The organism is Butyrivibrio hungatei (assembly GCF_900101605.1).
Classification (GTDB): domain Bacteria; phylum Bacillota; class Clostridia; order Lachnospirales; family Lachnospiraceae; genus Butyrivibrio; species Butyrivibrio hungatei_B.
The window spans coordinates 97,733-122,317 of record NZ_FMUR01000010.1 but is presented as its reverse complement, the minus strand read 5'-3'; the positions used below and the strand labels follow the sequence as shown (position 1 = coordinate 122,317).

20 protein-coding genes and 1 riboswitch are annotated in these 24,585 nt (G+C 42.7%); of the genes, 1 reads left to right on the top strand and 19 read right to left on the bottom strand.

Annotated elements, in window-relative coordinates:
* Positions 1-168: 168 nt before the first annotated feature.
* The 16 genes from lysS to pfkA all read right to left on the bottom strand — a co-directional run bounded on the left by lysS (position 169) and on the right by pfkA (position 15,743).
* A complete protein-coding gene (lysS, locus tag BLP87_RS09165) occupies positions 169-1,734 on the bottom strand; it encodes a lysine--tRNA ligase (protein ID WP_242871843.1) in 1,566 nt (521 codons plus the stop codon).
* A gap of 155 nt (positions 1,735-1,889) precedes the next feature.
* Entirely contained in the window at positions 1,890-2,375 is a 486-nt protein-coding gene (greA, locus tag BLP87_RS09160) for a transcription elongation factor GreA (RefSeq protein ID WP_026513575.1), read from the bottom strand.
* 219 nt (positions 2,376-2,594) lie between these two features.
* The gene (gene dusB, locus BLP87_RS09155) at positions 2,595-3,575 is read right to left on the bottom strand and encodes a tRNA dihydrouridine synthase DusB (protein WP_074462428.1); all 981 of its coding nucleotides are present in this window, start codon (positions 3,573-3,575) and stop codon (positions 2,595-2,597) included.
* Positions 3,575-4,207: a DUF6145 family protein gene (locus BLP87_RS16345; RefSeq protein ID WP_242871842.1), complete on the bottom strand. Its 633-nt coding sequence runs from the start codon at positions 4,205-4,207 to the stop codon at positions 3,575-3,577. Before BLP87_RS16345 ends, dusB begins: the two co-directional genes overlap by 1 nt.
* 21 nt (positions 4,208-4,228) lie before the next feature.
* Positions 4,229-5,002 carry a type III pantothenate kinase gene (locus BLP87_RS09145; protein WP_074462427.1) on the bottom strand — a complete coding sequence of 258 codons (774 nt, stop codon included), beginning with the start codon at positions 5,000-5,002 and terminating at the stop codon, positions 4,229-4,231.
* A gap of 18 nt (positions 5,003-5,020) precedes the next feature.
* Positions 5,021-5,839 (bottom strand): biotin--[acetyl-CoA-carboxylase] ligase, encoded by an 819-nt coding sequence (locus tag BLP87_RS09140; protein ID WP_074462426.1) that lies wholly within the window; start codon positions 5,837-5,839, stop codon positions 5,021-5,023.
* A gap of 2 nt (positions 5,840-5,841) precedes the next feature.
* Positions 5,842-6,834 (bottom strand): ornithine carbamoyltransferase, encoded by a 993-nt coding sequence (gene argF, locus BLP87_RS09135; protein WP_074462425.1) that lies wholly within the window; start codon positions 6,832-6,834, stop codon positions 5,842-5,844.
* 98 nt (positions 6,835-6,932) lie between these two features.
* On the bottom strand, positions 6,933-8,093 hold the full coding sequence (locus tag BLP87_RS09130; protein ID WP_074462424.1) for a cell wall hydrolase: 1,161 nt from the start codon (positions 8,091-8,093) through the stop codon (positions 6,933-6,935).
* A gap of 149 nt (positions 8,094-8,242) precedes the next feature.
* On the bottom strand, positions 8,243-9,037 hold the full coding sequence (gene proC, locus BLP87_RS09125) for a pyrroline-5-carboxylate reductase (protein ID WP_074462423.1): 795 nt from the start codon (positions 9,035-9,037) through the stop codon (positions 8,243-8,245).
* A 5-nt stretch (positions 9,038-9,042) separates the two neighbouring features.
* Positions 9,043-9,843 carry a TrmH family RNA methyltransferase gene (locus BLP87_RS09120; RefSeq protein ID WP_074462422.1) on the bottom strand — a complete coding sequence of 267 codons (801 nt, stop codon included), beginning with the start codon at positions 9,841-9,843 and terminating at the stop codon, positions 9,043-9,045.
* A gap of 75 nt (positions 9,844-9,918) precedes the next feature.
* A complete protein-coding gene (locus BLP87_RS09115) occupies positions 9,919-11,223 on the bottom strand; it encodes a sensor histidine kinase (protein WP_074462421.1) in 1,305 nt (434 codons plus the stop codon).
* The gene (locus BLP87_RS09110; protein WP_074462420.1) at positions 11,220-11,936 is read right to left on the bottom strand and encodes a LytR/AlgR family response regulator transcription factor; all 717 of its coding nucleotides are present in this window, start codon (positions 11,934-11,936) and stop codon (positions 11,220-11,222) included. Before BLP87_RS09110 ends, BLP87_RS09115 begins: the two co-directional genes overlap by 4 nt.
* Before the next feature lie 351 nt (positions 11,937-12,287).
* Positions 12,288-13,148, bottom strand: a complete 861-nt coding sequence (folK, locus tag BLP87_RS09105; RefSeq protein ID WP_074462419.1) for a 2-amino-4-hydroxy-6-hydroxymethyldihydropteridine diphosphokinase — start codon at positions 13,146-13,148, stop codon at positions 12,288-12,290.
* A gap of 20 nt (positions 13,149-13,168) precedes the next feature.
* Positions 13,169-13,999, bottom strand: a complete 831-nt coding sequence (gene folP / locus BLP87_RS09100; RefSeq protein ID WP_074462418.1) for a dihydropteroate synthase — start codon at positions 13,997-13,999, stop codon at positions 13,169-13,171.
* A gap of 21 nt (positions 14,000-14,020) precedes the next feature.
* Positions 14,021-14,575 (bottom strand): GTP cyclohydrolase I FolE, encoded by a 555-nt coding sequence (gene folE, locus BLP87_RS09095; protein ID WP_074462417.1) that lies wholly within the window; start codon positions 14,573-14,575, stop codon positions 14,021-14,023.
* Positions 14,576-14,774: 199 nt separating this feature from the next.
* Entirely contained in the window at positions 14,775-15,743 is a 969-nt protein-coding gene (gene pfkA / locus BLP87_RS09090) for a 6-phosphofructokinase (RefSeq protein ID WP_026656114.1), read from the bottom strand.
* A 225-nt stretch (positions 15,744-15,968) separates the two neighbouring features.
* On the opposite strand from pfkA, the gene BLP87_RS09085 reads away from it, so the two are divergent.
* Entirely contained in the window at positions 15,969-19,508 is a 3,540-nt protein-coding gene (locus BLP87_RS09085; protein WP_074462416.1) for a DNA polymerase III subunit alpha, read from the top strand.
* A gap of 172 nt (positions 19,509-19,680) precedes the next feature.
* Here BLP87_RS09085 and metK read toward each other — a convergent pair whose 3' ends face one another.
* From metK to xylB, 3 genes are all read right to left on the bottom strand, one after another.
* Positions 19,681-20,871, bottom strand: a complete 1,191-nt coding sequence (gene metK, locus BLP87_RS09080; RefSeq protein WP_026513558.1) for a methionine adenosyltransferase — start codon at positions 20,869-20,871, stop codon at positions 19,681-19,683.
* A gap of 210 nt (positions 20,872-21,081) precedes the next feature.
* A riboswitch (SAM riboswitch) is annotated at positions 21,082-21,202 on the bottom strand.
* Between the two features lie 148 nt (positions 21,203-21,350).
* Positions 21,351-22,529 carry a CapA family protein gene (locus tag BLP87_RS09075; protein WP_074462415.1) on the bottom strand — a complete coding sequence of 393 codons (1,179 nt, stop codon included), beginning with the start codon at positions 22,527-22,529 and terminating at the stop codon, positions 21,351-21,353.
* 282 nt (positions 22,530-22,811) lie between these two features.
* Positions 22,812-24,281: a xylulokinase gene (gene xylB / locus BLP87_RS09070; RefSeq protein WP_074462414.1), complete on the bottom strand. Its 1,470-nt coding sequence runs from the start codon at positions 24,279-24,281 to the stop codon at positions 22,812-22,814.
* Positions 24,282-24,585: the final 304 nt, after the last annotated feature.

Below are 24,585 nucleotides of genomic sequence, written 5' to 3'. Positions count from 1 at the left end.
GAAATTTCTTTCAAGAAAGTGGTCCCTTAGGGTCCTAAACTTCTATGCTGAATTTTTCTCCAACAACTTATAATCCTTTGACAATCTTCGTGTTTATTGGAAGAATTGTTGTCAATTTGTTGTCATTTCGTTCTGACTGTGCCTCGCAAGCCGCATAAATACTGACTTTTAGCGGTCAACACTTTTCAAAGTCGGGAACAACAACACGTCTCTTATACCCGCACTGTTAGTCAACAGCATGCAGAGGCGGTCTATACCGTAGCCGATACCGCCTGTGGGGGGCATACCGATCTCGAGGGCGTTGAGGAAATCTTCGTCTGTGTGCTCAGCTTCTTCGTCACCTGCTGCCGCATTGGCATCCTGAGCGGCGAAACGCTCGCGCTGGTCGATAGGATCGTTAAGCTCTGAGTATGCGTTACACATCTCCCAAGTATTGATGAAGAGCTCAAAACGCTCAACCTTCTCGGGATCTGTGGGCTTCTTCTTGGTAAGAGGCGAGATTGCAAGAGGATGATCCATGATAAATGTAGGCTGAATCAGGTTCTTCTCGCAGAACTCCTCGAAGAAGAGGTTGATAATATCGCCCTTCTTGTGACGGTCTTCAAATTCGATACCGCGCTCTTTTGCGATAGCCTTAGCTTCTTCATCTGTTGCAACAGCGTCAAAATCAACGCCTGCATACTTCTTGATAGCGTCGTTCATTGTAAGACGCTCGAAAGGCTTGCCAAGGTCGATGATATTATCACCGTAAGGAATCTGTGTTGTTCCACAAACCTTCTCGGCAAGATAACGGAACATGGACTCTGTAAGCTCCATCATTCCTTCATAATCAGTATATGCCTGATATAGTTCCATAAGTGTGAACTCAGGGTTATGTCTTGTATCTGTACCCTCGTTTCTGAATACACGACCGATTTCGAATACTCTCTCCATTCCGCCTACGATAAGTCTCTTAAGGTAAAGCTCAAGTGAGATACGAAGCTTTCTCTCTTCATCAAGTGCATTGTAATGTGTGAAAAAAGGTCTTGCTGCAGCACCACCTGCATTCTCTACAAGCATAGGTGTCTCAACTTCCATGAAATCTCTGCCCGCAAGGAAATTACGGATTTCGCGGATGATAGCGGATCTCTTCTTGAATGTCTCCTTTACATCCTCATTCATGATGAGGTCAACATATCTCTGTCTGTAACGAATCTCTGTATCTGTAAGTCCGTGGAACTTCTCAGGAAGTGGCATAAGAGACTTGGACAAAAGAACAAGCTCCTTAACATGAACAGAAAGCTCTCCTGTTCTTGTTCTGAAAGCAAATCCCTTAACTCCGATAATATCTCCGATATCCATTTTCTTAAAATCAGCATATGCTTCATCTCCAAGATCGTTTCTTGAGATATAAAGCTGCATACGTCCGTCTCTATCCTGAAGATTAGCAAAAGAAGCCTTTCCCATTACACGCTTGCTCATCATACGACCTGCAAGTGATACGATCTTCTCAGCCGGAACATCTGAAAGAGGCACTACCACAGGTTTACCATCTGCATCTACAGGAGCTACAAACTCAAGGGTCTCAAAATTATCCCTGATGTCCTGTGTATGATGAGTCTGGTCATATTTCACAATCTGAAAAGGATCTCTTCCTGCTGCCTGAAGCTCAGAAAGCTTATCTCTTCTGACCTGACGAAGACGTCCAACGTCTTCCTGTGTGTTCTGGTTGATTTGCTGATTATTGGCTTCCACTTTATTTCCTCCGTATCATCTTATATGGCCTCTTATCTGCCGCCATTATGCATATAAAGAGCCAGCGAATGTCTAATCGCCGGCTCCAAAAAATTCACTGTTTTAAATCACCAATTCTTTGAGAGTCACGCATACACTCAAACAGGTACAGCTACTCAGTTTTCAAATCTCTCAATTCCAAGCACCTTGTATTTGATGACGCCAGCCTGTGTCTCTACTGATACAGTCTGTCCTTTTTTTGCTCCAAGAAGTGCTTTTCCTACAGGTGATTCGTTTGAAATCTTACCTTTAAGACTGTTAGCTTCTGATGAACCTACGATTTTGTACTCCAGGTCCTCGTTGAACTCGAGGTCGCGGATTTTAACTTTACATCCGATGCTGATTTTGTTGAGGTCTACGTCTTCCTCTACAACTACCTCAGCGTTTTTAAGGATTTTCTCAAGAGTTTCGATTCTTGCTTCGATATCGCGCTGCTCATCTTTGGCTGCATCGTACTCAGCGTTCTCGGAAAGGTCTCCCTGCTCTCTTGCTTCCTTAATTTTCTCAGCTACTTCTTTACGCTTAACTACTTTAAGCTCGTGAAGCTCATCCTCATATTTCTTAAGTCCTTCGTAAGTTAAAATGTTCTTCTTCTCTTCCATTACTCTGTCCTACCCTTCATATATTCAGGTCTGTGAAGCGCCGTAGCGACATCACACTCAAATGCAAGCGCATATTTATGTCAAGTCAAAAATACACAAATCAATATTCTATATTAACTTGGATATTATACAGTCTATTATTTACTGTGTCAATCACATAGAATTCAGTCTGTCAATACGGTTTCGAAAATATTGTTAAGCATGATATATTTACCGGTATTAATGAGAAAGCATCACTGCTTCGCACGCTTTTTTTAAAGAATCCATATCCGTCATCTGATTTATCTCATTTCTGAATCTGGCACTTCCCGGCATTCCGTATGTATACCACGAGACATGTTTTCTCATCTCTCTTATTCCTATGTATTCGCCTTTGTATTTAAGCTGAAGATCCGCATGCCTTATAACAGTGTCGTAAACTTCCTTGGCACTTGGCCTTTCACACGCTTTGCCTGTTTCAAAAAAGCTCTTTATCTCCCTAAAGATAAACGGATTGCCCTGCGCGGCTCGCGCAACCATTACTCCGTCGCAGCCTGTTTCTTCAAACATTTTCTTTGCGCTCTCACCGTCTGTAACGTCTCCGTTTCCGATAACCGGAATCCTGACTGCTTCTTTGACTTTTCTGATAATATCCCAGTCAGCAACGCCTGTATAGTATTGTTCTCTTGTCCTCCCATGAACGGCAACGGCCTCCGCTCCGCCTTCCTGCGCCGCAAGAGCACATTCCACAGCATTTATGCTGTTGTCATTAAATCCTTTTCTGATCTTCACGGTGACAGGCCTGTCAGAAACTCTGACAAGAGCGGCAACTATCTCCTCAATGAGCTCAGGCTTTTTCATAAGTGCAGAGCCTTCCCCGTTACTTACAACCTTGGGAACGGGACACCCCATATTTATGTCAAGTATGTCATATGGTCTGTTCTCGATCATTCCCACAGCTTCCTGCATTACGGCAGGTTCCGATCCAAAAAGCTGTAAAGACACGGGATGCTCATCTTTATGAATTTCTATGAGCATGTCCGTATTCCTGTTCTTGTAAATTATGGCCTTGGCGCTCACCATCTCCATGCATACGAGCCCTGCGCCCATTTCATGACACAGAATCCTGAACGGAAGGTCCGAAACTCCCGCCATCGGCCCAAGTATTATATTGTTATCAAGAGTGACGTTGCCTATCTGCAACTTGCCATACCCCGGCATTAATCTTCATCTCCCAATAATTCGGCCGGATTCTCGTGAAGCACATAGATCCTGTAATACAATCCGAGAGCTTCAAAAAGATCCTGTCTCTTTCTTCTGACTTCACCGACAAGAAGTCCCGCCGTTATCTCATCGTAAGTGATATCCTCTTCATCAGCGTTTGTCTCTATGCTGATAGTTCCATCCTTCTCAAAGAGAATGGTAAATATACCGCCTGCCTCCTGGGTAAAAAGAACACTTATAATATTGAGCTCTTTTTTAATACTTTCAGGAATCTGCCTGAACAAAGGATTAAAATAATACTTAAGCTCATACGCATTTGCTCCGCAAAGAACCACTCTTCCGTCTGCATTTTCCTCAAACACGCGCCCTTTATTGGTCTTGTTCATTTTATCTATATGAAACTCGTCAATTACGGGATCTTCGCGAAATTCTTTTTTATACTCTTTTTCAAACTCAGTCTCACTACCGGACTCTTCATTTTTTTCTTCCAAAGAAGGTTCCTCTCTGCTAAGTTCCATATTATACTCTTCCGAAAAGCTTGGTTTTCTTTCGGTTTCCTTACTGTATTCCTCCGCAAAACTCGGCTCTTCACTAAACTTTCTACTGAATTTTTCAAAAAAACCTGCCATCTATACTAAAATCTCCATCTATTATTTTCTTCTGTTCTTGTCATAAAGCACCTTGAGCCCCTCAAGTATAAGTATCGGATCGTAGATGTCTATCTCTTCAGTCTCAGCTGAAATGAGCCTTCCGAGACCTCCCGTCGCCACAACTTTCATATCGGGCATCTTTGCTTCTTTTTTCATCTCTTGTATTATGTACTTGGTCTGTCCTATCTGTCCGTACACAAGTCCCGCCTGCATACTTGAGATAGTCTCTTTTGCAAGAATGCTCTTGGGCTTTGCAATCTCAATCTCAGGAAGCTTTGCCGTATCCTGCCACAGAGCCTTAGCCGAAATTCCAATTCCGGGAGCCACAACCCCCGCAAAAAACTCGCCTTCCGCATTTACGGTCACATAAGTCGTCGCTGTTCCAAAATCGATTATCATAACAGGTCCGCCGTAAAGTTCATATGCTCCGACAGCACCTGCGATAAGGTCGGGGCCTATCTCTCTAGGATTATCGGTTGCGATCTTAATCCCCGTCTTGATCCCGGGGCCAACTATATAAGGTCTTTTTCCGATATATTTCTCTATTGCATTTACAAGAGCGTGCATTGTCTTAGGCACTACGCTTGCGATCATTACGCCCTCGATATCATCCGTCGTTACTCCGTTTGAACTTAGAAGTGTCAAAAGATTTATCCCAAACTCATCGGAAGTTCTCGGCATCTGCGTCGTCATTCGAAAAGAGCTGACGAGCTCATCCTGTGAAAAAACTCCGAACGTAATATTGGTGTTTCCCACATCAATTACCAGAATCATATTATCCTCCGTTCACAATCACACATATCCGTACAATCCACGCACGGATACTTCGCCCGCGTTTATATCAACAATACTTCCGTCAGAAACTCTGACCTTCAGTGCCCCGTCGTTTCCGATTCCCAAGGCAACCGCCTCATACTCTCCGGCGGGATCTAAAATTTTGACCGTCCTGTCTCTGTTTATGAGTCTCTCCTCATATTCTTCTTTTAAAAGAGACAGATCATAGGTCCTCTCATATTTCTCATAGTTTTCTTCAAATCGCTTCATACATGCGGCGACAACGCTTGCCCTGTCAACTTTAAATCCCGTCTGGGTATAGATAGAGCCTGCAATCTTTTCTATCTCCTCCGGAAAAGAAGTCATATTGGCGTTAATTCCAACTCCTATGACCACGTTATTTATGGTATTGTCGTTATTCATATGAAGTTCCGTAAGTATTCCACAGATTTTTTTACCCGCGATAACTACGTCATTCGGCCATTTGATCTGCGGAAAATCTGCAATATCTTCGTTCATGGCAAAAAGGTCCTCAACACCCTGAGCAATAGAAAGGCCCATAATGAGCGTAAGAACCGATACTTTGTCAGGTGTTGCAGTAGGTCTGATAAGAAGACTCATTGCAATATTGCTGCCACCCGGAGTTTCCCAGCTCCTTCCGCGCGATCCTCTCCCGCTTGTCTGAACATCCGCAACAACGAGAGTTCCGTGTGGTGCGCCCTCTTCTCCGAGCACTTTTGCATCGTCATTTGTAGATTCCGTTACTTCCTTAAAGATAAGGTTACGGGCAGCCCACTTGGTACCGAGCTGCCCCCTTATATTTTCTGCATTTAGCATTATCAATTTCCTTTTATTGTTGCCAACATCACAGCCTTTATAGTGTGCATGCGGTTCTCAGCCTCATCGAACACTATAGACCTTTCTGACTCAAACACTTCGTCCGTAACTTCCATCTCATCAAGGCCGAATTTCTCCTTGATCTCTTTTCCGATCACTGTATTGAGATCGTGGAATGAAGGAAGACAGTGCATGAATACGCTATTTTCTCCCGCATTCTTCATGATATCCATAGTTACCTGATAAGGATGAAGGTCTTTTATCCTCTCCTCCCAGATACTGTCGGGCTCACCCATGGAAACCCATATATCTGTATAAACAATATCTGCACCCTTTGTTCCTTCTATCGGATCTTCGCTGAAGTTTATAGAAGAGCCTGACTGTGCGGCAATTTCTTTACATGTGTTTACAAGTTCCTCTGAAGGGAAATATTTTTTATTTGATACAACGGTAAAATCAAGGCCGAGCTTAGCACATACGACCATAAGTGAGTTACCTGTGTTATATCTGGCATCACCCATGTATGCAAGGTGAAGTCCCTTAAGTTTGCCAAAATGTTCCTTAATAGTAAGCATATCTGCAAGCATCTGTGTGGGATGGAATTCATTTGTAAGTCCGTTCCATACGGGAATTTTACTGTACTTTGCAAGAGTTTCAACAATCTCCTGATCAAAGCCCCTGTACTCAATTCCATCGAACATACCTGCAAGAACTCGTGCAGTATCGGCGATACTCTCTTTTTTTCCAATCTGAGAGTCTGTCGGATTGAGGAAAGTCGATCCCATTCCAAGATCCGAAGCTGCAACTTCAAAAGAGCATCTGGTACGCGTACTTGTCTTCTCAAAAACAAGAGCAATATTCTTTCCTCTGAGTTCATCGTGGAGAATACCCTCTTTTTTCTTTCTCTTAAGCTCTGCTGCAAGATCTATAAGATATTCAATCTCCTCTGCAGAATAATCAAGAAGTTTCAAAAAATCGCGTCCTTTTAAGTTCATGTAATGCTCCTCCGTTCGGTAATATATGTATGCACTATTATTGCACTCTGCCTTTATATTGTAAATAAGGGACTGCATTTCTGCAATCCCTCATAATATCACCAAAATACGTGCTCTCCGATGATAATTCCCTCACGGCCGTTGACTCTTCTAAAGTGAAGTGCCGATCCGACTGTTGTTTCACCGTTAAGCGCTGCCTGGGCAGCCTGATAATTCATATCATAAATTTTATCGCTGTCGTAAACCTTTGCAACCGTTCCGTTAAGTGCCGGTGTGAACTGTCCTGAAGCATAAATAACATTATAGATGCTGTTAGGATAGGCTCCGCTCTTAACTCTGTTCATAACGACTGCTCCGACCGCAACTCTGCCGTCATATGGCTGGTTACCGGCCTCACACTGGATAAGTGCGGCAAGAAGTTTAAGCTCATCAGCACTTGCATCCACAGCGCCTCTGTTCTCTCGAAGAGACGGCTCCTTGGCTGCCTGCCTGCCCTTCTTGTCGACTTCGCGCATCTTGATCGCTGCCATCGACTTACCCTGGTCAATCTTAAAGTCTGTACTCACATACTCAGACTGAACAAATCCTTTATGATCGTTGTAATCCACAGCTATCCATCCGTTGCCCAGGTCCTCGATCATGTCCACGAAAGACTTTTCACCAAGAACGCCGATAACTTTGGCATCATCTGAATCATCTGCTCTTACTTTAAGCGCACTGCTATGATTGGTTACGATCTGCTTTCCGACTTCGGATGCAAGCTTCTGTGCGTCATCGTCGAACAAAAGATTATCATCTTTGGCCCATCCGATCACATCACCTGAACTAAGCTTGGTCCAGCCGTCTTTTCTTTCTAAGATTTTGCCGCCACAGTCCTTGTAAAGAACACCAACTTTGTTGCCATCTTCTTCCGACATGCTGTCAGGCGATGCCAGAATATACATAGCTTCTGCTCCTTTAGACATTACAAGCTTGCTTTCTTCACTGCTTGAGCTTGAAGACGACGCGCTCATTGCTTCGGAGGATTTGCTGCTATTTCCAAGTACCCTTGCTTCCGTTGAAGTTTTGTCAACACCAAGAGGCGTTACCGGACTGACAATATCTGATATTCCTGCTGAGAGATCCGCACAAGGTTTAGCTCTGTACGAACTTCTCTTAGCCTCTGCTGTTATTCCCTGAGATATAAAAAGTACAATGATCAAAGCCCATGTAAATAGCTGCTTCGAAACCTCCAAGAATAACTTCATAACTCTATTCATTCCGTTTGCTTCCTATAAATTCCTACTAAATAATATTACATTTATGTTTCGACTTGTTAACGTTAGCAAAACACTGTAGTAGAGATATTAGCAAATATATCTTTTTTTGTCAAATTTTATACTTTATCATGTCTGTAAATGCAGATATTTCAAAGGCTTCTGCTCTTTTCTATGCACGCGGTTACCGCGTTCATGACAGTACCTCTGAATCCGTTTTCTTCAAGAACGTGAACTGCATCGATCGTCGTTCCCGCAGGTGAGCATACCATGTCTTTCAATTCACCTGGATGCTTTCCTGTCTCAAGTACCATCTTGGCACTTCCAAGAACCGACTGAGCAGCGAACTCATATGCCTGTTTTCTCGGCATTCCGCCCTCTACAGCCGCATCTGCCATAGCTTCGATAAACATAAATACGTAAGCAGGTGATGAACCGCTTACTCCGACAACGACATCCATGAGAGATTCAGGAACCGTGTAGGCTTTTCCAAAGCTTCCGAGAAGCTCTTTTACAAACTTATAATTGTCGTCATCCACAAGATCGTTTCTGCAGACCGCCGAACATCCCTCAAGTACAAGAGCCGGTGTGTTTGGCATTACTCTTACGATCTTAACCTGCTTCTCAAATTCATTCTGAAGCCAATTTATTGTCTTTCCGGCGGCAATGCTTACGATTACCTTGCTGTCATCGACATTGTCCATGATATCTGCGATAACAACCTTTAAATACTGAGGCTTAACGGCAAGAATTATGATGTCAGCCTCCTTTGCCACGGCAGCATTTGAGCTGAGTGTCTGAATTCCGTATTTTTTGGCAACTTTAGCGCATGTCTCTTCGGTAGCCGCAGTTCCTATGATATCATCCGGTCCCATAAGTCCTTTGGCAATAATTCCGCCGATCATCGCCTTTGCCATGTTTCCAAGTCCGATAAATCCTAATTTCATTTTCTTTATTTCCTCCTCTGTCTGGATGCTTCAAATGTAAGTATAGCCGCTGAAGTCGCAGCATTCATTGATTCAACCTGCCCTTTCATCGGTATCATCACATATTCCGATGCCGCATCAGCCGTCTCTTTGGACAATCCGTTACCTTCATTTCCAATGAGAAAAGCAGTTGGCTTCGTATAATCAAATTTGTCGTAATTTCTTTTTCCCTTAAGATGTGCAGCGTATGTCTTTATCCCTCTTTCCGAAAGTTTTTCCACAAAAGCGGGAAGGTTATCCACATACATAAATGGCATTCTGAATATAGATCCCATGGTTGAGCGAATTACCTTGGGATTATAAACGTCGGCAGAGCCCTTACTCAGTATAACCCCCGTTACACCCGCGCCCTCCGACGATCTCAACATGGTTCCCAGATTTCCGGGATCCTGAATATTCTCAAGTATGAGTAAAAGAGGTTTCTCTATCCCCATCTCTTTATACCCATCCAGTACCTCTTCCTCCGAGTATTGATACATGCTCACAACCGCCAAAACCCCTTGCGGTGTGCGAGTATCCGCCATTTTCTTCATAACTTCGTCCGTCACCGTTTCAGCCCCGTATCTCCAAAGGATCTCTTTGTCTTCCTCCGAAGCACCGTCCAGAAATTTCTCTGTCACGTACGCCTCTCTGACCTGAAGAACAGGCGCTTCCCTAAGCATCTTCATACCTTCTATAACAAATACGTTGCTTTCTTTTCTGGCCTTACTTTTTTGTATATAGCTTACAACCTTACGTACACGTTCGTTGCTTAGACTCTTTATCATATATACCTCTTTCGGTCACTGATTTCACGCTATGTTTATGCGACGTGTATGTATATTATATCACAGTAAAAGAACTTATATCACGATTGTCACTATATAACGTGAGTCAGCGATACGTGCTTCATAGATTCCGTTATGTTTTTGGACGACATCCTTGATATTCTGGATGCCGAATCCATGATTATTCTTATCTTTTTTAGTAGTAAAACGTCTTTCCTTTTCAGTCGGGATTTTATCAAGAAGTGTGTTGTTGCTTATGAGAATGCCCGACTTATCGCCGACATTCTTAACCTCAACACTGACCTCTCTAAGCCCCTCTTCCAAGGCTTTGGATGCCTCTATGGCATTCTGAAGAACGTTGTAAAAAATCGTGCAGAAATCAAAATCCTGAACATCGTCTCTTTCTCGTAATATGCCCTCATATTCGAATCTGATCTTAGATTCTTCCATGTTTTTTACAAGCTCATTTATGACTGCATCTACCGCCCTGTTTCCCGTATAGCTGTTAACTCTTGTATGTGCAAGTTTGCAATCTACGGAACTCAGATAATCAAGGATCTTTTCATTCTTACATTCCGAGGCAAGTTCTGTAATCGCCATCACATGAGCCTTCAGATCGTGCCTGAATTTTCTTATCTCATCATAATCTTTTAAAAGAGCTTCAAAATAAGCCGCCTGGCTCTTAACAACGCAGCGATATCTTATCTCACGTTCTCTCATTCTGAGATTTTTCTTCATAATGTAGCTCTGCCATAGCATTACTCCGATGAAAAGTAACAGAACAAGCATCAGAGAAACGCACATATTCATATACTCTCCGGATGAAAGTATCTCTCCTTCACTCATTCTCTCAAGCGGAGGAACGATCAGCGTAAGTCCCAAAAAGCAAACAAGAATCACAACCCACTGAGAAAAGTGAATCGTGTAGCTTACCTTCTTTCTGATCAGATAATTTACCACGCCGTTATAAACAAAAATAACTAAGATCGTGCAGATCTTGGCGCTCATCGTTTTCCATGCCATTCTGTCGGACAAAAAGATATGTCCAAAACCTGCCATAACCGCGAGCATCCTGATAAGTTCCGTAATCGTGTCCATTATCAGCCATGAAAGAACAACATACAATAATCCCTTAAGTCTTGTTCCTTTTCGGAGCATAAAGGCGATCAGCAGTATACCCAAATTGGGGATAAAAAAGCAAATATCCGCATCTGCAGTCAACATGTAGCATAATCCGCTTGTCAAAGATGTAAATATAAACAGCGCAAAAACAAAACACTTTCTGCATGTCACACGTATATCAAATACATACAACAAACAAAAGTAATATTTAAGCATATCCAATCCACAATAAACTACTGCATTTACGCTCTCATTCATCTTTTCAGCTCACCCAACAGATAATCATTGTATCCTTTTCTTACTTTTTCTCTGTAACTCCTGCCTATCCTTATCGCAGAACCATCCTTAAAGCATACTGTTTCCCCGGTAATATTCTTTATATGATCAAGATTTACTATATATGACCTGTGAACCCTTAAAAAAGGTATTCCACCAAGTTTTTTTTCACATTCTTTCAAAGTGCATGTAATTATCTTTTCGTTGCTTCCGAGGTATAACACCGCATAATTTGAGTCTGACTTAACATAGACAATTTCTGACTTTTTATAAAAAACTGAACCAGTGTAATTTGGAAAATCTATAAAAGAATCATTTTTCTTAATCTCATAAGCCTGATCGAGATATCTGCATATCTTTTTTTCGTCAACAGGTTTAGGAAGAAATCCCTTTGTCTTATAACCAAAAGAATCCCAAACCGCTTCAGAATGTGCGGAAACAAAGACAATGCTATGAATATTCGGCATCTCTTCAGCCTTATGCATAACTTTAAGCCCGTCGATCCCCTCCATCTCAACGTCAAGAAAAAGCAAATCGATGTGATTGTCGTGCTCATTTATCACTTCTTCGCCCGAGTAATAAGAATGAAAATCGCAGGCGCCACCGTTATCGGCAAAATGCTTTTCGCATATTTCCATGATCCTGCGATGACATTTCGGATCGTCGTCGCATATACCAACACTTAAATTCACCATATTGCCACCCCCCAAATTTACTTGAGAAAGCTCATTGGTACAATATTATCATATCGTAAACAGCCTAACAACGTGCATATCCAAAATTATTGACCATTGGTTTTATGTCGTTCACACAAAAAATGTGTCATTTACTAACTCATTCTTTTCATTTTTTCGACAATATTATAATCTAAAATTTAGGAAAAAGTAAATTCTTTGGGGAAAGGAAAGAGGCTAGATAAGACCACAATGAAACATTTAATGGATATCTGGGATTGGATCAGTGGTCACTGATCGTCCCAAAACGCTTGAAGCGCCTGTAAGAACAATCTTACAGGCGCTTCAAGCGTTTTGTTTATTAAATATTTCCTATGCCAGACGCTCACGCGCAGAAGAATCGCAGTTAACTATCTGCTCTGCCTGCACTTCTGTAAGCATCTGCCCGACCGTCTTCCCAAATACAGGATGAACAAGCTGTTCATTTATCTCAGCAAGCGGTTTTAAAACAAATTTTCTGTTATGCATATCAGCATGCGGAATCGTCAGTCTCTCGCTGTTCATTACAAGGCTGTCGTACATGATTATATCGATATCAAGCGTTCGAGGTCCCCAATGAACATCTCTTACTCTTCCAAACATCTTTTCAACATCATGTATCTTATCCAGCAGTTCTTCCGGCGTATAAAGAGTTTTTATCTCAATAGCACCGTTGACAAAGTCGTCCTGCTCCTCATATCCGTAAGGCTTGGTCTCACACAGTTTTGACTTCTTGACAATCCTTATCAGCATATCTTTTGAAAGCTCATCCATAGCTCCATTTAAATTCTTTTCTTTATCACCCATGTTGGAGCCAACCGACAGATATGCCGTATGCCAGCCTCTTGAAATATTCACCGACACATAGCTGAGCGGAAGTCCTATAGGCGCCCATGGTTTCTTTACTTCTATATCAACTTTTTCCAAAAGCGGAAAACTTAACAGTATCTCCTCAGCAAGCTCTTCGCTTACAGTCTCTATTAAGTTATAGGTATTTCCTTTTACATAATCATATATAAGATGACAAACTTCGTTATAATCCACAGAAAATTCCATTACATCGCAGATTCCGGCTCTTCTCGTATCCAAATACAGATTCGCCGAAATAAGAAATTTCTGTCCCAGTGCGTTTTCTTCTCTCAAAAGGCCGTGATTTCCAAAAATCTCGAGATCAACAATCTTAATGCAATCCATATTTCCCCCTCCTGTTCGTATTATCCACAGATACTGTCTGCAACAACAAGTGCTCGTTTGTTCGCCAAAACGTCATGCACTCTGAATATCTTGCCTCCAAATTCTCTTCCCAATACGTTAAGTGCTATTGTCCCCTCTTTTCTCTGATCCACTTCAAGCCCTGTGATGTTTCCTATGAGAGACTTATTCGATATTCCAAGAAGTACGGGATAACCAAGCTTTTTAAGCTGACTTATAAGAGATATACACCACATATTCTCCTCAAAGTTCTTGGCAAATCCGACTCCCGGATCGAGGATAATATTCCAATCATAAATACCGTTATCTTCGGCTATTTTTATCCTCTTTTTCATATCTTCAATAATTTCTCTCTCAAAAGAAATTCTGTCCATGCTTATGATCCTGTCTGCCTTATTGTGCATTATACAGACCGGAATTTCCGCAGCTGCGACTACTTTCGCCATTTTGTGTTCTTTATCTTCGTAATAATCAAGACCCCATATGTCATTGATCATATCTGCGCCGCTTTCGATCACTGCTTCCGCAACTTCCCACTTATACGTATCAACAGAAACAGGTACATCAAATCTCTCTTTTATTGCCTTTACAACCGGATTAATTCTTGCTATCTCGTCCCAACATGAAATCTTCGTATAGCCGGGGCGTGTCGATTCACCTCCCACATCAATTATGTCTGCTCCGTCTCTTATCATCTTTTCCGCCTGAAAGAGAGCACTGTCAACATCTAAGTATTTCCCTCCGTCCGAAAAAGAGTCGGGTGTAACGTTCAAAATTCCCATGATAAGTGATCTGTCCGAATCTAGATCAAAATATTTTTTCCCTATCTTCATCTCTTCTCACCGCCCTCATTTTTAACTGATTAGTTTAAAAAAAGTTTCTCTCAAATTCTGATCGTTCTCAAAGCAGCCTCTTGTCGCGATGGTCACGGTTTTACTTCCGCCTTTCTTTATGCCGCGCATTGAGACGCACATATGCTCAGCTTCGACAAGTACCATAACGCCCTTGGTCTTAAGATTTTTTGCGATGGCATCGGCAATCTGTCCCGTCATCCGTTCCTGAATCTGAAGCCTTCTTGCAAATACCTCTACCGTCCTTGCAAGCTTACTGATGCCAACGACTTCATCTACCGGAATATAGGCGATATGTGCCTTACCAAAAAATGGAAGAAGATGATGTTCACACAATGAATAAAATTGGATATCCTTCTCCAGGATCATTTCGCTTTCCGTGACAGGGAAAGTCTTTTCAAGATGTCTTTCGGCGCTGTCATCATACCCCGAAAGTATCTCCTCATACATTCTGGCCACTCTTTCGGGAGTCTCGATAAGTCCCGGTCTTGTGGCATCTTCCCCAATACCTTCAAGCAAAAGCTTAATAGCTTTCTCAATCTTTTCCTTGTTGATCATCTCTCCACCCGCAAATATATTTTTTAAAAATATAACCACAAACAAGGCTATTACATTACGCTTTAGCGGTCAATCACAATCGAGTAAACAACAGATTTTTTTCGTGAACGGAGCATTTGTTACTTTTTTGCATACAAGAAACCCCTTACCGAATTAACCGGTAAGGGGTAAAGTTTAATTTTCCATTTTATTTTTCAGATTAAAGAATACGAGCGATCTCATACATGTATTCATTGATGTTCTTCTTCATAGCAAGAGCTTCATCGATATCATAATCGACAAACTGTCCGTTTCTGTAACCAACAACTCTGTTAGTCTTGCCGGCAGCGAGGATGTCTGCGGCATAGCAACCCATCATAGATGCATATACACGGTCCTTACATGTAGGGCTTCCGCCTCTCTGCATGTATCCGAGGATTGTTGCTCTTGTCTCAAGTCCTGTTGCAGCCTCAATACGACGGGCCATTGATGTTGAATGACCGATACCCTCAGCATTTACGATGATGTGGTGTGTCTTACCTTTCTTACGATTATCAATGATGTTGTCAATAATGCGCTGCTCATTGTAATCATATTTTTCAGGAAGAAGTATGTCATCCGCGCCGTTGGCAATCGAGCACCAGAGGGCAATATATCCCGCATGACGTCCCATAACCTCAACAACGCTGACTCTCTCGTGAGAAGATGATGTATCTCTGATCTTATCTATAGCACTCATAGCGGTATTGATAGCGGTATCAAAACCTATTGTGTAATCTGTGCATGAAATATCAAGGTCGATTGTTCCGGGAATACCTACAGTATTGATGCCCTGCTGAGAAAGCTTCTGAGCTCCACGATAAGATCCGTCACCTCCGATAACGACAATGCCGTCGATGCCATGCTTTCTGCATATTTCAGCACCCTTTGCCTGTCCCTCGGGAGTTGTAAATTCCATACAACGGGCTGTTCCAAGGATAGTTCCGCCGCGCTGAATAATATCAGACACGCTTCTTCTGTCCATATCCTCAATCTCTTCATTGAGCAGTCCCATGTAACCTTTTTTAATTCCCTTTACCTTGAGACCGTTAGCAAGTGACTTACGTACAACCGCTCTGATAGCTGCGTTCATGCCCGGTGCATCGCCGCCACTGGTAAGTACACCGATTGTTTTGATCTGCTTTGCCATAATTATTTCCTCGATTCTATAGATTAAAACCCTTAAAATCGTCAAACGCTTATATTTGACAATTTATTGACATACTCTTTTCATATATTAGAGCAATTTTTTTTAAAATGCAATGATTGACGAAGCGTTTTCAAAATTTTTTTGATTTTTATTATGGTAGGATATTTTAAATGAATTTGCCTTATATGATATAATTTTTTCATCTGAAAAACAGGGAGTATTTATATGGCTTTTTCGCATCTTCACGTCCATACGGAGTACAGTCTTTTGGACGGTTCCAATAAAATAAAAGAATATGTCAAGCGTTTGAAAGAACTTGGCATGACTTCGGGCGCAATCACCGATCACGGCGTCATGTACGGAGTCATTGACTTCTACAAGGCATGTAAGGAAGCGGGCATCAATCCGATACTCGGCTGTGAAGTGTACGTTGCTCCCGGCTCAAGATTTGACAAAGAAACAGGCAGTATGGACGAGCGCTATTACCATCTCGTTCTGCTTGCCGAGAACAATACGGGATACGCCAATCTGTCGCACATCGTAAGCCGCGGTTTTACCGAAGGTTACTACTACAAGCCGCGAGTTGATATGGAGCTCTTGGAGCAATATCACGAGGGACTTATCTGCCTCAGTGCTTGTCTTGCGGGCGAGATACCGCGCAATATTATTAAAGGCACTCCCGGTAAGGCAAAAGAGGCCGCTTTAAGGCTTGATAAAATATTCGGACACGGTAATTTTTTCTTAGAGCTTCAAGATCACGGAATTCCCGCTCAGAGAACAGTGAACAGTGCCCTACTATCTCTTTCGCAGGAGCTTGATATTCCTCTTGTCGCAACAAACGATTGCCACTACACCTACGAAGATGACGCCGAGGCACACGACCTCCTTCTTTGTATCCAGACGGGTAAAAAAGTCTCCGATGAAGACCGTATGCGCTATGAAGGCGGTCAATACTACGTAAAAAGCGAAGAGGAAATGAGAGCTCTTTTCCCATATGCGCAGCAGGCAATTGATAATACGGCGAAAATCGCTGAAAGATGCCATGTTGAGATTGAATTCGGCGTTACCAAACTGCCTCACTTCGAGGTACCTGAGGGTTACGACTCGTGGACATACCTTAATAAGCTGTGTCTTGACGGACTTAATAAGCGCTACCCCGACGATGACGGCACTCTTAAGAAAAAGCTCGACTATGAGCTTGGCGTCATCAAGCGCATGGGATATGTTGATTACTTCCTTATCGTATGGGATTATATCAACTATTGTCGTGAGAATGGTATCGCGGTCGGTCCGGGAAGAGGCTCGGCTGCGGGAAGTATCGTATCTTACTGCATGCACATCACAAATATAGATCCTATCAAGTACGATCTTCTCTTCGAGCGTTTCCTTAATCCGGAACGTGTATCCATGCCCGATATAGACGTGGATTTCGAGTACGAACGAAGGCAGGACGTAATTGATTATGTCACTGAGAAATACGGTGCCGACAAGGTTGTTCAGATCATAACCTTCGGAACGCTTGCCGCAAAGGGCGTTATAAGAGACGTTGCCAGGGTAATGGACCTTCCTTACAGCTACGGCGATCAGATTTCCAAGATGATACCTAACGAGCTCAACATGACGCTCAACAGAGCTCTTGAGATGAATCCCGAGCTTCGTACGAGTTACGAGACTGACGCGACTGTCCACAAGCTGATCGATATGTGCAAAAAGCTTGAGGGACTTCCGAGACACACTTCAATTCACGCAGCCGGCGTCGTTATATGTCAGGCTCCCGCGGAAGACCTTGTTCCTCTGTCTCGTTCGGCAGAAGGAAATATAACCACTCAGTTTACTATGACGACCATAGAAGAACTGGGCCTTCTTAAGATGGACTTTTTGGGACTGCGCACTCTTACGGTGATAAAAGATGCCGTCTCTTTTGCAAATAAATCGATCGGCGCCTCTAAAGGCGACGCGAACTATATAGATATAGACAAGATAGACTACAACGATCCCGCGGTTCTTGCTCTCATAGGAAGCGGCAAGTGCGACGGTATATTCCAGCTTGAATCAGGCGGAATGCAGGCTTTCATGAAAGAGCTCAAGCCCAAGTCACTGGAAGACATCATAGCCGGGATCTCATTGTACCGTCCCGGTCCGATGGACTTTATTCCAAAGTACATCTCAGGTAAGAACGACGCGGGTTCTATAAGCTACTTAACTCCTGAGCTTGAGCCGATTCTTAAGCCGACTTACGGCTGTATCGTCTATCAGGAGCAGGTTATGCAGATAGTTCAGCAGCTCGGCGGCTATACTCTCGGTCGTGCCGACCTTGTTCGTCGTGCCATGAGTAAAAAGAAGCAGCACGTAATGGAAGTTGAGAGAGCAAACTTTGTAAACGGAAATTCCGAGGAGAATGTTCCGGGCTGTGCTTCAAAAGGTATCTCTCCGGAAATTGCCAATGCGATCTATGATTCCATGATGGACTTTGCAAAGTATGCCTTTAACAAGTCACACGCTGCATGTTATGCGGTTGTCGCACTGCAGACGGCATGGCTTAAATGCTATTATCCCGTGGAATTTATGGCAGCTCTTATGACATCTGTCATTGATAATCCGGGCAAAGTTTCGGGATATATTATGAGCTGTCGAAACATGAATATAACGCTGCTTCCTCCCGACATCAACGAAGGTTTCGAGTGGTTTTCCGTTACCGAGATTGATGACAAGGAAAATAGCAACGCTGTTCCGGCGCCAATTACCGCCGCATCACCCGGAAAGAAAAAGGCAATCCACTACGCTCTTACCGCAATTAAGGGCGTCGGTCATCCGGCTATCGCCGCTATTGTAAAAGAGCGATCTCTGCGCGGAAAGTTTAAGGATATAAACGACTTCCTCTCCCGTATGCAGGGAAAAGATACCGACGTAAACAAAAGAGCCATCGAAAACTTTATAAAAGCAGGCGCTTTTGACTGTTTCCCCGGAACAAGAAAGCAGCTTATGACGGTCTATGCTCAGATTATGGATAGACTTCACAATGCGGGAAGAAACTCGATGGCGGGACAGATGACTCTTTTTGACATCGTAAGTGAAGACGACAAGAAGCAATACGAAATTCCCCTTCCCGATGTCGGAGAATTCCCCGGAGATCTACTTCTTGAATTTGAAAAGGATGTACTTGGTATCTATGTTTCAGGTCATCCCCTCGATGATTATATCGGAATGTGGAAAAAGAGAATCTCCAACACTACTGCGGATTTCTATCTCGACGATGAAACCGGCAAGCCTGCGGTAAAAGACAATGAAAAAGCAATCATCGGCGGTATCATAAGCGATAAGAAGATAAAGTATACAAAGAACGATCAGATCATGGCGTTTCTTACCGTTGAAGACCTTGTGGGAAGCATCGAAGTAATTGTATTTCCCAAAACCTATGAAGCTAATGCCGCAAGGCTTGATGCTGACGCCAAAGTTTTCATTGAAGGTCGTGTTTCCGTTGAGGACGACCGCGACGCCAAGCTCATCGCACAGAAAGTTACTCTTTTTGATGAGATACCAAGGACTGTGTGGCTAAGATTTGACAACAAGAATGCTTATGAAGAAAAAGATCCGGAACTTAAGCGCATCATCGCAGACTCCGACGGACGCGATGAAATCGCGATATTCCTTAAAGACACCAAGCAGATCAAGAAACTCGGGCGCTCCGCTACGGTAAAAGCGGATAAAATGATGATTGAGCGCTTGGAAGAGCTCGCAGGAAAAGACAATGTACAGGTAGTGTAAATAATTAAGGGAATGCCGATTTCAGCATTCCCTTTTTACATCTGATAATATTATTCAGCTACAATAATGGTATAACTCTTCCCTTAAATACAAAAGGAGTCAAGACAGTTATCGCAAAAAACAACTGCTGTCTTGGCCCCTTTATTAGAAAAATATTAAATTCTCTTCTTAATTACTGTACTGCTGCCTTAAGCTCATCAACCTTGTTTGTCTGCTCCCAAGGAAGATTAAGGTCGTTACGTCCGAAGTGGCCGTAAGCTGCCGTCTGCTTGTAGATAGGACGACGAAGGTCGAGCATCTTGATGATTCCTGCCGGACGAAGATCGAATACCTTACGAACTGCCTCTGTAAGCTTCTCATCTGAAACCTTACCTGTTCCGAATGTATCAACAAGGATTGATGTAGGCTGTGCTACACCGATAGCATATGAAAGCTGGATCTCTGCTCTGTCTGCAAGTCCTGCTGCAACGATGTTCTTTGCAACGTATCTTGCTGCATAAGCTGCTGAACGGTCAACCTTTGTGCAGTCTTTTCCTGAGAATGCACCGCCGCCGTGACGAGCTGCTCCGCCGTATGTGTCAACGATGATCTTACGTCCTGTAAGTCCTGCGTCACCCTGAGGTCCGCCGATTACGAAACGTCCTGTAGGATTGATGTAGATCTTTGTGTTGTCATCAACCATCTTAGGATCAACGATAGCGTCGATAACCTGCTTTCTGATGTCCTCGTGAATCTGCTCCTGTGTAACCTTCTCATCATGCTGAGTTGAGATTACGATAGCTTCGAGACGGATAGGCTTTCCGTTCTCATCATACTCTACAGAAACCTGGCTCTTACCGTCTGCCCTGAGGTAAGGAAGAGTTCCGTTCTTTCTAACTTCTGTAAGCTTCTTTGTAAGCTTGTGAGCAAGGCTTACTGCGTAAGGCATATACTCTTCTGTCTCGTTTGTAGCATATCCGAACATCATACCCTGATCGCCGGCACCGATTGCTTCGATCTGCTCATCTGTCATCTGATTCTCTCTAGCCTCAAGAGCCTTATCAACACCCATAGCGATGTCTGCTGACTGCTGATCGAGAGCTACGAATACAGCACATGTATTTCCGTCGAATCCTTTTGCTGAATCATCATAACCGATCTCTTTGATTGTCTCTCTTGCGATCTTAGCATAATCAACGTTAGCCTTTGTTGTGATCTCACCTGTGATAAGAACGAAACCTGTGCAAGTAGCTGTCTCACATGCAACACGGCTCATAGGATCCTCTGCCATGCAAGCATCAAGGATTGCATCTGAGATGTTATCGCAGATTTTATCGGGATGTCCCTCTGTTACTGACTCTGAAGTAAAAATAAATTTATCCATTCTGTTTCCTTTCCTGCGCTCATTGCGCCATCAAATAGTGTATAAATAGAATTTCGCTCGCGAAATTCTCGCGCGAGGCGCGGATGCCTTAGCATCATCTACATATCGCGCCGATGCGCATCCTCGCGGAGCGTTTTTCATGGTGAAACCATGAAAAAACCGCTTGTTTTGCGTGCACAAACAAGCGGAACTGAATAACTGTCTCAGATCCTCTTATTGCTCGTCGTCCGTTAAAACGGAAATGCACGCTCAGGTTGGCACCTTCCTGAATAAATCAAGGGGTTGCCGTGGCTTCACAGGTCCTATGTACCTCCACCACTCTGAATAAGAGAACGTCTTATAAAAATTTAAAACGAACCCATCACTATAATAGATTCGTTTATGATAATACATTATTAGTTTTATAAAAGCAATAGTCCAATTGATAATTGTTATCTAAACTTCATAAACTATTTGTCTTTTTCTCCAATTTTACACTATCATTCCCAACTCTCTCCCCAAATCCTGTTACACAGATCAATACAATATTGCCTAGAAAAAGAGCTGTCATTTAATCTTATCTCATTTTCATTTGCAAAGTCTTCCGAATACTCTGAAAGCGGATAAACAGTAACACCATGTTCTTCGCTGTGATTATGACATACGAGTGCCCTGACCGAGTTATCTTTGATGATAACTTCACCTTCGGGATTTCGCGTAAGAGTAACCTTCGCCATCCCTCCAACGCTTCTGTCCGCTACACCCGATCCTGTTGAAGACGTCCAGCTTACAAAATTCCCGATCGAATAGTATACGAGCATATCTCCGCCAACGTGGTTGTTAGTTATTTCTGCATTTTCGTCTTCTATCATTTCAATAGGTTCGATCACATGCGGATGTGCTCCTATAACAAGATCTGCACCGTTTTCTCTGAATAACTCAGTCCATTTCTTCTGATATTTATCAACACCATGATTGTATTCGGTTCCCCAATGCGGGCAAACAACCGTAAAATCAGCATTTTCTTCCGCATTCTTAAGGTCTTTTACCACCTTTTCCTCATCAAGCATATCAATGGCATGTGGCATATCTTTTGGAAAAGATATCCCATTTGTCCCATATGTGTAATTAAGAAATGCAATTTTAATTCCATTTTTTTCGATTATATCTATATCTTCGTAATCTCTTTCCGTTCTATTTATTCCAAGAACACTTATCTGCGGATAGCGTTGTTTCCAAAATTCATAACAATTTACAACTCCGCTTTTACCTTTATCAAGCGCATGATTTGTTGCGTGACAAACCACATCAAAACCTGTTTCCGCAAGTGCATCGCCCACTTCATATGGCGCATTAAATTCAGGATAACCGGATATCCCAAGTTCTTGTCCACCGATAATGACTTCCTGATTAACTATGGCAATATCTGCCTTTTCTATCTCAGGCTTCATATTCTCGAATATAAATTTATAATTGTAATTACCGTCTGAATCTTTCGCGACTTGCTCAATCCGATCATGAAGAAGAATGTCACCCGCCATTACCAAAGTGACATCTGAAGAACTCTGTGGCTTTTCTGCTTCCAAAGCATACTGTGAAGGTGTAACATACCCACCGAATACCTCCGTTGTCGGCGCCGAATCTACTTCGGGAATATCCGCCCCGGATGCCTCCGACATTCCTTCATCCTCTCGAAAGCCGCATCCACCTATGTACAATATGCATATTATCGAAATAATAAAAGATGTCTGTCTTTTCATACTTATATACCGATAAAAGCAATCACTATTCTACAAACACCATAAAACGACAATTTGTCATAATCCCCAGATTAAAGAAATGAGGGTACTTCTTTCAATTAAGATAAAGGGATGATGCATAATCTCCCCATCCATATCGCCAGATTCATGTTCTGACTTTTGGAAAAAAGCATAAGTGCAACATCCCTTTTTATTTATATATCAGATTATCTTATCAAATGTCTCAGCAAGTGCAGGATAGATAGTCTTGAACTGCTGATATCTTGCTTCGTACTTTGCAACAAGCTCAGGATCGGGCTTCTCAGTCTTATCTACCTTAACGATAGCTGCTGCAGCCTCTTCTACACTCTTGTATGCTCCGCATGCAACCATTGCAAGCATAGCACCGCCCATTCCGGGGCCTTCCTCGCATGAAGGAACATCAACTTCTACATTGAGGATGTTCGCGATCATTCTTCTCCAAAGAGGGCTCTTTGCTCCACCACCGCAGATCATTGTTCTCTTGGGAGCTACACCGATGCTCTTAGCAACTTCGTACATATCTCTTGTAGCAAATGCAACGCCTTCAAGAACTGCCTGTGTCATATCTTCTCTTGTTGTATCCATTGTGATACCTGTGAAAGTAGCACGAGCGTTAGGATTGTTCCAAGGAGATCTCTCACCCATAAGATAAGGAAGGAAGAATACATGGTTCTCACCAAGCTTATCAATTCCCTTCTGCTCATCAGCGTAGTCCTTAGTCTTAAGGATTTCATCCATCCACCACTTGTTGCAGCTTGCTGCACTGAGCATACATCCCATAAGATGGAAATGTCCGTCAGCGTGATCAAATGAATGAAGAGCGTTATTGCTGTCTACAGCAAAGCTGTCTGAAGACATAAAGATTGTTCCGCTTGTTCCAAGTGAAATGTTGCACTTGTTGTTTCCTACTGTTCCTGTTCCAACAGCTGCTGCCGCATTGTCGCCGGCACCTGCAGCGATAACAACACCGTCTCTGAGACCGAGTTCTGCAGCAAGGTCATGCTTTAACTCGCCAACTTTCTCAAAACTGTCAAAGAGCTTGGGAAGCATATCTTCTGTGATTCCGCAGATATCACACATCTCTTTTGACCATTTACGATTCTTAACATCCAAAAGAAGCATTCCTGAAGCATCAGAATAGTCTGTGCAGAATGTTCCTGATAACTTATATGCAAGATAGTCCTTTGGAAGCATGATTTTCTTGATCTTCTTGAAGTTCTCAGGCTCATTCTCTTTTACCCAAAGAATCTTGGGAGCTGTAAATCCTGCAAATGCGATGTTTGCAGTGTATTTTGAAAGAGTTTCTTTTCCAATCTCATTATTGAGATAATCAACCTGTTTCTGAGTTCTTCCGTCATTCCAAAGAATTGCGGGACGGATAACTTCATCGTTCTCATCAAGGATTACAAGTCCGTGCATCTGTCCGCCAAAGCTGATACCTGCAACCTCTGACTTATCAACATCCTTAAGAAGATCCTTAAGTCCTGCAATAGCCTCATTGTACCAGTCAGCAGGATTCTGCTCTGACCAACCGGGCTGAGGGAAGTAAAGTTTATACTCCCTTGATGTTGTTCCGTGAATCTTACCTGTCTCATCCATAAGCACGAGCTTAACCGATGACGTTCCCAAATCTACTCCAATATAAAGCATATGTAACCTCCTATTAAATATATAGCGTTCCGAATATGGTACCAACTGACTTACGATCATTTATCCATCACATCTTGCAACCGATGTGATGTCTCGCCGGCTTTCGATCAATACCGCCGCCGGATCAAACCACGTCAAAGCACTCCATTTGCGGACGCTGACATATTATTTACACTATATGATGCCTTTGAAAAAAAGATTTTTCTTTTACGGCATTATACAAATCAATTATACCCGTTTCCCCCTTACTAATCACGCCATTTTTTGCTGATATCTAATTAAATATTGTTATGCCGAATAATAA

Excerpts from the sequence above, each read along its gene's own strand:
- metK (WP_026513558.1), bottom strand. The coding sequence starts at position 20,871 with ATGGATAAATTTATTTTTACTTCAGAGTCAGTAACAGAGGGACATCCC.
- greA (WP_026513575.1), bottom strand. The coding sequence starts at position 2,375 with ATGGAAGAGAAGAAGAACATTTTAACTTACGAAGGACTTAAGAAATAT.
- BLP87_RS09085 (WP_074462416.1), top strand. The coding sequence starts at position 15,969 with ATGGCTTTTTCGCATCTTCACGTCCATACGGAGTACAGTCTTTTGGAC.
- BLP87_RS09075 (WP_074462415.1), bottom strand. The coding sequence starts at position 22,529 with ATGTCGGAGGCATCCGGGGCGGATATTCCCGAAGTAGATTCGGCGCCG.
- dusB (WP_074462428.1), bottom strand. The coding sequence starts at position 3,575 with ATGCCGGGGTATGGCAAGTTGCAGATAGGCAACGTCACTCTTGATAAC.
- BLP87_RS16345 (WP_242871842.1), bottom strand. The coding sequence starts at position 4,207 with ATGGCAGGTTTTTTTGAAAAATTCAGTAGAAAGTTTAGTGAAGAGCCG.
- pfkA (WP_026656114.1), bottom strand. The coding sequence starts at position 15,743 with ATGGCAAAGCAGATCAAAACAATCGGTGTACTTACCAGTGGCGGCGAT.
- folE (WP_074462417.1), bottom strand. The coding sequence starts at position 14,575 with ATGATCAACAAGGAAAAGATTGAGAAAGCTATTAAGCTTTTGCTTGAA.
- xylB (WP_074462414.1), bottom strand. The coding sequence starts at position 24,281 with ATGCTTTATATTGGAGTAGATTTGGGAACGTCATCGGTTAAGCTCGTG.
- proC (WP_074462423.1), bottom strand. The coding sequence starts at position 9,037 with ATGAAATTAGGATTTATCGGACTTGGAAACATGGCAAAGGCGATGATC.
- BLP87_RS09120 (WP_074462422.1), bottom strand. The coding sequence starts at position 9,843 with ATGATAAAGAGTCTAAGCAACGAACGTGTACGTAAGGTTGTAAGCTAT.
- argF (WP_074462425.1), bottom strand. The coding sequence starts at position 6,834 with ATGAACTTAAAAGGACGCGATTTTTTGAAACTTCTTGATTATTCTGCA.
- BLP87_RS09145 (WP_074462427.1), bottom strand. The coding sequence starts at position 5,002 with ATGATTCTGGTAATTGATGTGGGAAACACCAATATTACGTTCGGAGTT.
- BLP87_RS09130 (WP_074462424.1), bottom strand. The coding sequence starts at position 8,093 with ATGAATAGAGTTATGAAGTTATTCTTGGAGGTTTCGAAGCAGCTATTT.
- BLP87_RS09110 (WP_074462420.1), bottom strand. The coding sequence starts at position 11,936 with ATGGTGAATTTAAGTGTTGGTATATGCGACGACGATCCGAAATGTCAT.
- folK (WP_074462419.1), bottom strand. The coding sequence starts at position 13,148 with ATGGATTGCATTAAGATTGTTGATCTCGAGATTTTTGGAAATCACGGC.
- BLP87_RS09115 (WP_074462421.1), bottom strand. The coding sequence starts at position 11,223 with ATGAATGAGAGCGTAAATGCAGTAGTTTATTGTGGATTGGATATGCTT.
- folP (WP_074462418.1), bottom strand. The coding sequence starts at position 13,999 with ATGAAGATAGGGAAAAAATATTTTGATCTAGATTCGGACAGATCACTT.
- BLP87_RS09140 (WP_074462426.1), bottom strand. The coding sequence starts at position 5,839 with ATGCTAAATGCAGAAAATATAAGGGGGCAGCTCGGTACCAAGTGGGCT.